We start from the raw sequence: 11120 nt of genomic DNA, 5'->3' as shown, positions 1-11120 counted from the left end.
GCAAGAAAAACTTCCGCTAAATGCGGTCTGTCTACTGAGAAAGTACGTCGATAGATGTTTTTCTTATGTTTATTTCATCTGCACCTTTTCTGCACCTTCCCCTATTATTAAAATAATCGGTCAGCTTTTTTTGGGATAATAACTCAATGAATAAATATAATTAATAAACAAATTAAATAAATTAATTTTATGTGCATTTACAAATTGAATATATTGATTTATAATTCAAAAAAAGAAAGGGGTAGAGTATGAAATATCCCATCATCACACAGTGTCCTGTATGCGACCATCCGCTGCACGCCGTCAAGCTGGAATGCGGACATTGCCGAACAACGATTGAGAATACGTTTGAATTATCAAAGCTGGCTCTACTCTCGCCCGAACAGCTCCATTTTGTGATCACCTTTCTAGTAAACAGAGGCAATATAAAGGAAGTGGAGAAAGAGCTGGGCATATCTTACCCGACGGTGCGGGGCAAGCTCAATGATATCATTACAGCCCTCGGATATGATACGCGGAAGAAGCCGGAAGTTGATAAGAAGAAAGTCATTTCCATGCTGGAGAATGGCGATATCACCGCGGATGAAGCGGTCAAAATGTTGAAGGATGAATGAGCCTATGCTTCCGAAGCGAGTTTTTACGAAGCCGATTCAGGAAGCATCGTTCACAAAAAACTTTTAGGAGGAAGAAACGATGAAAGAAGAAATCAGTAAAGTGCTGTCCATGCTGCAGGAAGGCAAAATTGATTCTGACAAGGCTTCGGAGTTGATCGACGCGCTAAAGGAGAAGCAAACGGCTCATCCATCACATGCCGTGCAGGTGCTGGGGAAACCCGACTATTCAAAGAAATTGTCACCTTCATCCGGCGGTTATTTAGACAAAACGTTGAAAATACGGGTAACCTCCCAAGAGAACGATAATGTCAACATCAATTTGCCGATTAAACTAGTGAAGGCCGTTCTCGGAGCGGGGCACAGCATCGCGTCCAATATTCCGCAGGCCGCGAAATATGTGAAGGATATCGATATTGATCTGCTGATCGATGCAATCGAGAACGAGCTTGACGGGCAAATCGTTGACATCCGCTCCGGTGAAAAAGATACCGTCACTGTTGTGATTGAGTGATGAGTCATGATGATAGTGAAGGTTAAGAGCAAGGAACACGCTTTTACGATTCCAGTCCCATATGCCGTATTGCGTATGGGGAGCGGTATCCTAACTTCCAATTTAGTTCAGCGCAAAATGAAGGATTGGCTAAGCAACCATGACGGACACGCGAGTGAGCACTTGAACCGGAAGGGTGATTTCGATTCGGACAGCAGCCGGTTCGGGATTGAGCTGGTGCTGTCGATTCTCGAAAACGGTAGCACGAAGCAAGCGATCAGGCAGCTCATCAAGGAGTTGCAATGTTGCAAAGGAACGGTTCTGGTCGATGTACAGACTCAGGACGGCACGGAAGTGTTGATTAAATTGTAGGCGAATCTTTCATTTATTGCCTCTCTACACGTTGCAGAACCAAAGGATGCAGAAATATAACGTAAATGATGCTGCTTGACCGTAAGATATATATTGTGTTAAGTTTTTCATGTGATTACAATGATGAATTGAATGGGAGGGATAAAGTGATGACTGCTTCTGAAATTGTAGATGTAAATGTGAACCTGTCATTTAAGGCGATGTTTGATCAGGTTCACAAAATAACAAATCAGATACCGGAACTTTATCCTTCTATGCATATATACAGTTCGTGACTTATTTATAGGTAGTCTCTTATTTTTGTATAGGTATAGTTAGGTTAATGTACGCAAAAAAGCACCGGTAAGCTGGTGCTTTTTTTGCGTTTTCTCCGTTTAAAGGGAGATAGATATGAAGCATTTATCTAAGTATGAGAAAATTCGTAAGATCTTATCGGCTCTAAAGCAACCTAATTATAGATATTCGCAAATAACAGAGGCAATCTTCAAGAACAAGATTGGAACTTTTGAAGCAATGAACAACTTGCCTAAGCCATTAAGAACTGAATTAATCAAAGAGCTTGGAAACAACGTGTTAAGCATTACACCAAAAATGGAGCAGAAATCCAATCAAGTTAGTAAAATACTGTTTGCCATCCCTGGCGATGAATACATTGAGTCCGTAAGGTTAAGTTATAAAACGGGATGGGAATCCTATTGTATTTCTTCGCAGTGTGGTTGTGGATTTGGTTGTACATTTTGTGCAACAGGAACACTTGGTTTGAAAAGGAATCTCACAACGGATGAAATAACGGATCAACTTCTTTACTTCACTTTGAATAACTATCCCTTGGACAGTGTGTCCTTTATGGGGATGGGAGAGGCACTTGCAAACCCATATGTATTTGATGCATTGCATGTGCTGACGGATCCTAAACATTTCGGTTTAGGACATCGAAGAATTACGGTTTCCACAATAGGTATATTACCAGGAGTGAAAAAGTTGACGAAGGAATTTCCACAGATTAATTTAACCTTCTCCCTACATTCACCGTTTAATGATCAGCGAAGTGAGTTAATGCCAATTAACAATCATTTTCCATTGGAAGAAGTTTTGACCGTGTTGGATGAGCATATTCAACAAACGAAGCGAAAGGTCTACATTGCTTATATCCTGCTCAGGGGAATAAACGATTCAACTAAACATGCTGAAGCTGTGGCTGATTTGTTGCGTGGGAGAGGGTCATGGGAACATTTATATCATGTCAATCTAATCCCTTACAATTCCACTGATGCCACATCACAAAGTTTTGTAGAGTCGGATCAGAACAACATCAATATGTTCCTTAAAATCTTGAAGTCAAAGGGGATCAACGTCACAGTCAGGACCCAATTTGGATCAGACATCAACGCAGCATGCGGTCAACTATATGGATCAAACGGAAAAATTAATAAGTCGATCAACTGACCAGGGGGGAAATACAATGTCCTTTAAAAATACAACGATAACACATGTGATTCTCCATGCAGAGCCAGTTATGAGTTTTTGCATGGAGTAGCCAACAAAATTTAAACTGGCTTTGCTACTTGAACTATAATTTCAAGGAGTGAGTCGTTCGTGAGATATATTAATGCTACTGTCGTTTTGCCGGAGGAACTAGTTGAAAAACTGCAGGATTATATACAAGGAGAATACCTCTATATACCCGCTAAAAAAAATGAACATAAAGTCTGGGGAGAGCTGTCCGGCGCACGAAAAGAGATTAACAAAAGAAATAATGATATTCTGAATGCATATTTAGCTGGCGCTTCAGTCGAGGAACTCGCAGAATCATTCTTTTTATCAACCTATGCTATCAGAAAAATAATATATCAGAAATAGAAGCCTGCTTTTCCCTTCAAGCGTGCTAAACTCGAGCACGATTACTCTTGAAGGGATTTTTATAATGAAAAGCGGAAATCTGCACTCTGAGTAACCTCTTACATGTTAAGTAGCATTAGTTCAAAGTTAACAAATATAAAATACTACAGCATCGTTTTGTATATAGATCATGAATATTCTATCTGCTATCGTGTAGATGTAAGGGAAACATTGGGTATAAACCATTTAAATTTGCACCAAGAGGGGGTCGAAGTGATGGATGTTATCGTAGATACTTCGATTGTAATATATGCGAGTAGAAAGAAAATGTTGATATTCTAGATCCAATAAAACTGCTGATTATCATTATTTCTGCTCACTTATGAGCTGTCCGTTCCTATAATAAAATCCACTTTTTTATGATGATAATCAGGAGGTAGCTAAGATTGTTAAAAGTTTCTATTTATAATATGGAAGGTAACATTACGGGTGAAATGGAACTTGAAGAATCCATCTTCGGTATTATACCCAACGAATCAGTTCTGCATGAAACTGTTGTTAACCATCTTGCGAACAAGCGTAGTGGGACACACTCGACTTTAACTCGTGGCGAAGTTAGAGGTGGAGGTAGAAAACCCTATAAACAAAATAAAATTAATAGATCTAGAGCAGGTTCAATTCGTATGCCGCACTGGCGTCACGGAGGTATTGCGTTCGGGCCCAAACCTCGTGACTACGGTTATCGTCTCAATAAAAAGGTTAAACGTCTTGCGATCAAATCAGCTTTATCCGCCAAAGTACAACATGACGAACTCATTGTAGTTGACCGTATTAAACTTGAAGGCTACAGGACAAAAGCTATCGTTGCGATGTTTAAAGCTCTTCATGCCAATAAGAAAGTGCTTATTGTAACACCTGAGGCGGATCACATCGTGTATAAAAGTGCAAATAACATTCCAGATGTGCAGACCACTGAAGCCAACTCACTGAATGTATATGATATCCTTAATTGTGATACGCTCATTATAGCTAAGGATGCTATAAATATAGTTACAGAAGTCTATAACTAAAAAGCACAATTGGAAATGGGGTGATGAAGAAAAGTACAAGGCCCATATGAACTTTTAGAGTCGCAGAACAACGATCTCCAAATGGATAAGATCCCCTTTAAGTAGACTGTGTGTAAAAGCACATTAAGTTCACTTGGAGGGGATTCTTCATTTATGAACCCTGTAAATGCAGCTTCTTCCACCTGATAGGATGTATTCGATCCGTTCGACAGTAACATCATTTCCAAGAACATGTTGAAATAATTGCAATTCGTTCTTACATAAACCAGTACATGCAGCGGCCGCTTCACAAATCGGACAATGCTTCTCAATAAACAAAAGACTCTTATCGTCTTCTTCCTTGATTTCAGCCATATAGCCCTCACTTGTTCGAATCTCCGCTAGTTTTTCCAGCCTTTCCATTACATCCGGTGTATCCCCAATGTACTTCATATATTGTTCTTGCATGCTCTTATTCCGGACAGTCAGCAGTTTATCCATTCCTTCGTTCCCGAATGCCTCTTTCATTGAATGGATTAGACTACGTGATAACTCCGAATAACCGCTAGGGAAAAAACGATCCGCTGCCGGTGTCAGTCTCCATAGTTTGGTTGGTCGGCCCATGGGGCGAGGTTCTTCTTCGTATGTAACCAATCCTTCTTCGATTAGCGCACTCAAATGTTGACGAATCGCCATTCCTGAAAGAGAAAAGTGGGAGGAGAGTGCCAAAACGTCCATTCTACCATGCTCTTTTAGCTGATCGATGATTGCTCTCCGTGTCCTTGTGGAGGCATCTCTTTTACTTTGAATTCGACTCATTTGCATACCTCCAATTAAACCATTCAATCTACGCGAACCAGTACATTTTAAACAAAAATGTTGACAAAGTCAAAAACGAAATGTACGGTATACTTTGTAAAGGGAAATGTTTACTAAGTATTCGAATTCAATATATACATCATCATTTGGAGGGATATGCAATGATTCAGATCACTGAAACAGCATCAAGAAAAGTAGCCGAAATAATAGCAAACGAAAACCTTCCTAACTCGTTTCTCAGGGTAGGTATTGAAGAAGGGGGCTGCAGCGGACTATCTTACACGCTTACCGTGGATGAATTGCAAGGAGATAGAGATATCATACTGAACCAAGGAGAGTTTCGCATTTTGGTACATGCTAATAGCGTTGAGTTCATTGAAGGTCTTGTCATTGACTATGAAGAAAGCGGGATGTTAGGCGGCTTCACCATGAATAATCCCAATGCAAAAGCTTCTTGTGGATGCGGAGCCAGTTTCAGAATGGCGAATTATCGTGGCGAAGTTAAAAAATGCGATTAGAAGCAGGAAGGATAAATATGAATGAAGTCACTGGTAGTATCTGATAGAGCAATCTATTCTTTTAAGCATGATTGGAGCTTGGAAGAGGGACAACACGTAAGAATTTATGCTAAATACGCAGGTGGAGGTTCAGATGCTTTCACAGTGGGTCTAAATGCCAATGCAACACCGATCGATCCCGTATGGGTTCAATCCATAGAGGGAATTCATTTCTTTATTGAACATACGGATGCCTGGATTTTGGAGAAGCAGCTCCTTCAAATCGGTTGTGACGAGGAAGGAATAACTTTAGATAGAATAACGTATTGAATTTCCGAGTTGTGCCCCCGATTCTGTAGGCTAACGTGAACGAGGAGAAAAAAGTTTAGCTTAAATTCACCTAATTCACAATGATAATTTTACAAATATTCTTGTAACAGAGAATTGGAGATACGAATGCTGAGGCAAGCAATTATTTTTAAAACCAATTCGGAGCTATACATAAGGAGAACTGAAGGATGGAGATGACCTCCAAAAAAGCCGGGGTATTCGATGCCAAGTATAGAGCACTAACTATAGGGATCATTCTTGCGGTAACGACCGTTGCGTTTGAAGGACTGGCACTTGTGACGATTGCTCCGACCCTGGCTCAACAATTGGATGGGCTGCATTTGTTCGGCTGGATATTCAGCGCTTTTCTTTTGGCACAAATCCTCGGAACGATGATTATAGGTCAGCGAATCAACCGAATCGGCGTTTTTGCGTCGTTTGGCATCTCGATTTTTATATTTGTGACAGGCATCGTGATTGCGGCTGTTTCTGTGAACATGATGATGCTACTCGCAGGGAGAGTGTTTCAGGGATTTGGTGCAGGGGCTATTATTACGTGCGTGTATTACAGCATTACTTTGGGTTATCCCGATAAGCTGAGATCGAAAATACTTGCTTTGTTTTCTGGGGCATATATTTTGCCTGCATTAATCGGCCCTTATATTGCCGGATTAATAGCGGAGTATGTGTCCTGGAGATTTGTTTTTTGGCTGGTGCTTCCTTTTATTGGTTTGGCTTTACTGCTGACGCTTCCCGCTTTTCTCAAATTTCCTGTGAGACGGGATTCTGCTCCAAAGAACAGCCGAAAAGAAGGATTTGCGTTACTTCTAACAATTGGAACGGGCCTGCTGCTGGTTGGATTAAGTCTGATAACCAATTGGAATGGTATTTTGCTTTCGGTAGCAGGATTGGTGATCTTGATTCAGCCTTTGCGAACATTGCTGCCTGAGGGTACCTTAAGCGCTAGAGCAGGTCTGCCAGCTACGATTGCTTCAAGAGGATTCTTCGTGGCTTGTTATAACGCGACTGAAAGCTATGTCGTTCTGGCTTTGACTGATGTGAAAAAGCTCCCCGCAGATTTAGCGGGACTGATTGTGGCCGCGGGTGCGTTAAGTTGGTCAACGGCAGCTTGGTTACAGTCAAAGCTTGATTTTAAAGACCACGGGAAGGGACGAAAGAAACGGGTAATCATCGGCATTGCGTTTATGATCATTGGAGTTTTATCAGTATTGCTGGCTGTTGGCCTGCCTGCAGGGGGGATTGGATTTGCTGTTATTTCGCAGCTTTTCACTGGGTTTGGCATCGGTCTGGCACATCCAACCACCGGAGCCATTGCGCTGCAGCACGCGAAAGCAGGGGAAGAGGGAGAAATATCCGCCAGTCTTCAGTTTACAGATGCATTTAGTCCTGGCTTGAGTATTGGAATCGGCGGAGCCCTCATTGCGATTAGTCAGTCGCTGGATTTGGGTATATTGACGGGGATATTATTGGCTTTGTCTCTCCAATTTATCTTTTTGCTCTTGAGTTTTGCGATTTCCTTCCGTATCAAACATTGAACAACCTGAAAAAAGAACATGATATGAAGAGGATTTTAACCATTGGATAATTATAACATTGACAACTGTAGGTTTTTCCAAAATAATAGAATGTAATTGAATACTGGTACCTTTAATTCAGTCCAGAGAGGCTGGCAAGGGCAGCGGATTTTTATAATCATGCGAGGATTAGTGCGTATTCCGTCAGGGGATGCTCTGCGTCTTCGCGCGGGTTATGATGTGAAAAAGAGGCTACTTGTCAGTTAAGACTTGACGAGTAGCCTCTTTTTTCTGCTTCTTTGGTATCAGAACACTTTAACCTGGAGGTATTCTGATGAGCAAACAAGATCAAGAGTTTTCGTGGCAAGCGGTACCGAAAACGCAGAGAAACCATTTTTGGAAGACGTTATCCGTCATGTTAGGATTCACTTTCTTTTCGGCAAGCATGCTGGCAGGGGGGACGCTCGGAGTCGGCTTGACGTTCATGGAGTTCATTGGAATCGTGCTTGCAGGTAATTTGGCACTCGGCATCTATACGGGAGCGCTGGCACATATCGCTGCGAAAACGGGCCTTTCCACGCATTTGCTGGCAAAGTATGCGTTTGGTGAGAAAGGCTCGTACCTGCCTTCATTCCTGCTCGGCTTTACGCAGGTCGGTTGGTTCGGCGTCGGTGTGGCCATGTTCGCGATTCCGGTTGCCAAAGCGATGGATTGGAATGTGTACCTGTTGATCTTCATATTTGGTCTCGCCATGACAGCATCAGCAATCTTCGGCATGAAATCGCTCGTCATTCTGGGCTATATTGCGGTACCGGCTATTACCATTCTTGGCGGTTACTCCATGTTCGAAGGGACAGGCTCCTTGGGCGGACTGCAAGGATTGCTCGATTACACCCCGACCCAGACGCTCACCGCGGCAGCGGCATTGACCATTTGTATCGGGTCATTCATTAGCGGCGGAACACTGACTCCCGATTTCGCCCGGTTTTCTCGCACGTCCCGGCAGGCGGTTACTGCAACGGTCATTGCGTTCTTCCTGGGGAACTCACTCATGTTCCTGTTCGGCGCAGTCGGCGCAATGGCATATAAGCAGGCAGATATCTCGGAGGTCATGTTCCTGCAAGGGCTGATCATTCCGGCGATCATCGTTCTGGGACTGAATATTTGGACGACCAACGATAACGCTCTTTATGCTTCCGGGCTGGGCTTTGCCAACATTACGAAAATTCCGAAAAAGTTCTTAGTCATTGTAAATGGCATCGTAGGTACCATATTGGCCATGTGGATGTACAACAATTTCGTCGGTTTTCTGAATGTGCTGGGCGCGGCGATCCCGTCCATCGGGGCCATCATCATCGCGGACTACTTCTTCGTGAAGCGCAGAAACTATAAACCGTTTGCCGACATGACTTTCAAGAAGGTAAACTGGATAGCGATGGTAGCTTGGGCCATCGGCGTTGCCTTCGCCCAGCTGGCTCCGGGAATCACGCCATTGAACGCACTGATCGGTACGGCAGTGGCCTACATCGTGTTAATGCTGATCGTTCCTGCCAAAGAATCCAAAGAAAAGGGGAAAACAAATGATTATACAGAACGCAAAATTGCGGGGTAAAGAAGGCTTATGGAATATCGTCGTGAAAGACGGGAAGTTTGAACAAATCACGCAGTCATTGGAAACAACTGCGAATGAGGAAGTCATTGACGTTGGCGGCTCGCTTGTGCTGCCGCCGTTCATTGAACCTCACATTCATCTGGACACAACATTAACGGCGGGCGAGCCGGAGTGGAATTTGAGCGGAACGTTGTTCGAAGGCATTCAGCGTTGGTCAGAACGCAAGGCGTTCCTGACGCATGAAGACGTCAAAACGCGCTCCAAAACGGCATTAAAGTGGCAGATGGCGCAGGGCATCCAGCATGTACGGACGCATGTGGACGTCACCGATCCAAGCTTGACCGCAGTTAAAGCGATGCTGGAAGTAAAAGAAGAAATGGCACCTTACATTGACATCCAACTTGTCGCTTTTCCGCAGGAAGGCATTCACTCTTACCCGAACGGCGCGGAATTGCTGGAAGAGTCGCTGAAAATGGGCGTTGACGTGGTCGGCGGCATTCCGCACTTCGAATTCACGAGGGAGTATGGCGTCGATTCGATGAAGGTTGCGTTTGACCTCGCCGAAAAATACGACCGTCTTATCGACATCCATTGCGACGAAATCGATGATGAGCAATCCCGTTTCGTGGAAGTCGTCGCCAAAGAAGCCTACGAACGCGGACTGGGCTCCCGCACGACAGCAAGCCACACGACGGCGATGGGCTCATACAATGATGCCTATACGTACAAATTATTTAGATTGCTGAAGATGGCTGACCTGAATTTCGTCTCCAACCCTCTGGTTAACATCCACCTGCAGGGACGCTTCGACACGTATCCGAAAAGAAGAGGGCTGACTCGCGTCAAAGAGCTGCAGGAAGCCGGTCTCAATGTGTGCTTCGGTCACGATGACATCTTTGATCCATGGTATCCGCTAGGCACGGGCAACATGCTTCAGGTGCTGCACATGGGCATCCATGCATCGCAGTTGCTCGGTTACGATCAAATCGTGAACTCAATCGATCTCATTACGAAAAATAGCGCGAGAACGCTGCATATCGAGGACGTGTACGGTATTGAAGAAGGCAAGCCTGCCAACTTCATCGTTCTTGAAGCGGAGAACGAATATGAGGCTATTCGCAAACAGGCGGCAGTGCTTTATTCGTTCAGAGGCGGCCGCAAAATCGCGGAAACGAAGCCGCGGGACACGTCGATCGTTCTTGAGGGCGGTTCAGAGAAAGTTACTTTCAATAAATAATCTACCATGTATTAAAGTCCGCGGATTCCGCGGACTTTTTTGTTTAACAACAGCCTGATGGATCATGAAGGCGGATTGTTTATCGTCATACCCGCACTTCATCGTATGTTGGAGCCGACAGGAAAAGCATTTTGCGAATGGTTTGAACAGCAGGAGAAATATAAGATGACGGGTGCATGGTTCGAGGAATTCTTGATTCATGGCGAAAAAGTCACTTTAGACACACTCATCAGGATACATTACGGAGTGAAGTGGTTATAGATTTATGAAGTGAACTATCGGGAAACTATTGATCCATAATCATCTGGAGATGGGTGGCGCCAGCAATGAATCGGCAGCCTATTTCAGTTAACGGTCATAATCGTTCGAAATCAATGTTGAACTATTAAAAAAAGCGCGCCATCACAACTGATGGTGGGCTTTTTTCTATTGCCAGAAAGGTGGTAGCATGAAGTTTCATTATGATCCAATAGCCTCCAGACAATGATGAATTTATATGCTAAGTATATAGACAAGAGATGCCTTCAACCAGATACTGTTATTTACTTTTATACATACATTTTGAGGTGTTTCTAAATGAAAAGTAAACGCCGACGTTGACATCAAACACAGTAAATATTTATTTTTGTCTGGTGTCAAGAGGTGTATACGAAAGTAAAGACTAGTATATAGAACAGCGGGGGGCTTCTTTTTATACTTGAAATATGAAATACTGCATTATCATTT

13 protein-coding genes are annotated in these 11120 nt (G+C 43.3%); 12 read left to right on the top strand and 1 reads right to left on the bottom strand.

Annotated elements, in window-relative coordinates; genetic code table 11:
- The first annotated feature begins 248 nt into the window (after nt 1–248).
- The 6 genes from J7E85_RS08850 (at nt 249) to rplD (ending at nt 4385) form a co-directional block, all read left to right on the top strand.
- The gene (locus J7E85_RS08850; RefSeq protein WP_215156962.1) at nt 249–614 is read left to right on the top strand and encodes a DUF2089 domain-containing protein; all 366 of its coding nucleotides are present in this window, start codon (nt 249–251) and stop codon (nt 612–614) included.
- Nucleotides 615–693: 79 nt separating this feature from the next.
- On the top strand, nt 694–1125 hold the full coding sequence (locus J7E85_RS08845) for an SHOCT-like domain-containing protein (protein WP_215156960.1): 432 nt from the start codon (nt 694–696) through the stop codon (nt 1123–1125).
- Between the two features lie 6 nt (nt 1126–1131).
- Nucleotides 1132–1476 (top strand): hypothetical protein, encoded by a 345-nt coding sequence (locus J7E85_RS08840; protein ID WP_215156958.1) that lies wholly within the window; start codon nt 1132–1134, stop codon nt 1474–1476.
- A 390-nt stretch (nt 1477–1866) separates the two neighbouring features.
- A complete protein-coding gene (locus J7E85_RS08835; protein WP_215156956.1) occupies nt 1867–2922 on the top strand; it encodes a Cfr family 23S rRNA (adenine(2503)-C(8))-methyltransferase in 1056 nt (351 codons plus the stop codon).
- A gap of 150 nt (nt 2923–3072) precedes the next feature.
- On the top strand, nt 3073–3336 hold the full coding sequence (locus tag J7E85_RS08830; RefSeq protein WP_076321494.1) for a CD3324 family protein: 264 nt from the start codon (nt 3073–3075) through the stop codon (nt 3334–3336).
- A gap of 449 nt (nt 3337–3785) precedes the next feature.
- Complete coding sequence (gene rplD, locus J7E85_RS08825) at nt 3786–4385, top strand: 50S ribosomal protein L4 (protein WP_483311310.1); 600 nt, start codon at nt 3786–3788, stop codon at nt 4383–4385.
- Nucleotides 4386–4532: 147 nt separating this feature from the next.
- Here the strand turns inward: rplD and J7E85_RS08820 are convergent, their stop codons facing one another.
- A complete protein-coding gene (locus tag J7E85_RS08820; protein WP_215156951.1) occupies nt 4533–5183 on the bottom strand; it encodes a helix-turn-helix transcriptional regulator in 651 nt (216 codons plus the stop codon).
- 161 nt (nt 5184–5344) lie between these two features.
- Between J7E85_RS08820 and J7E85_RS08815 the strand changes: the two genes are divergently transcribed.
- The 6 genes from J7E85_RS08815 (at nt 5345) to J7E85_RS08790 (ending at nt 10655) form a co-directional block, all read left to right on the top strand.
- Complete coding sequence (locus J7E85_RS08815; protein ID WP_076321491.1) at nt 5345–5701, top strand: HesB/IscA family protein; 357 nt, start codon at nt 5345–5347, stop codon at nt 5699–5701.
- A gap of 21 nt (nt 5702–5722) precedes the next feature.
- Nucleotides 5723–6010 carry a hypothetical protein gene (locus tag J7E85_RS08810; protein ID WP_215156949.1) on the top strand — a complete coding sequence of 96 codons (288 nt, stop codon included), beginning with the start codon at nt 5723–5725 and terminating at the stop codon, nt 6008–6010.
- 188 nt (nt 6011–6198) lie between these two features.
- Nucleotides 6199–7566, top strand: a complete 1368-nt coding sequence (locus J7E85_RS08805; protein WP_215156947.1) for an MFS transporter — start codon at nt 6199–6201, stop codon at nt 7564–7566.
- A gap of 313 nt (nt 7567–7879) precedes the next feature.
- Nucleotides 7880–9157, top strand: a complete 1278-nt coding sequence (gene codB / locus J7E85_RS08800) for a cytosine permease (RefSeq protein ID WP_215156945.1) — start codon at nt 7880–7882, stop codon at nt 9155–9157.
- Complete coding sequence (locus J7E85_RS08795; RefSeq protein ID WP_215156943.1) at nt 9126–10394, top strand: cytosine deaminase; 1269 nt, start codon at nt 9126–9128, stop codon at nt 10392–10394. Before codB ends, J7E85_RS08795 begins: the two co-directional genes overlap by 32 nt.
- 39 nt (nt 10395–10433) lie before the next feature.
- Nucleotides 10434–10655 carry a hypothetical protein gene (locus J7E85_RS08790; RefSeq protein ID WP_215156941.1) on the top strand — a complete coding sequence of 74 codons (222 nt, stop codon included), beginning with the start codon at nt 10434–10436 and terminating at the stop codon, nt 10653–10655.
- Nucleotides 10656–11120 lie beyond the last annotated feature (465 nt).

The organism is Paenibacillus sp. ISL-20, from assembly GCF_018613005.1.
In the GTDB taxonomy this organism is placed as follows: Bacteria; Bacillota; Bacilli; order Paenibacillales; family Paenibacillaceae; genus Paenibacillus_AQ.
Note: the sequence above shows the minus strand (reverse complement) of the source record. Positions and strands in the feature narration are given on the sequence as shown.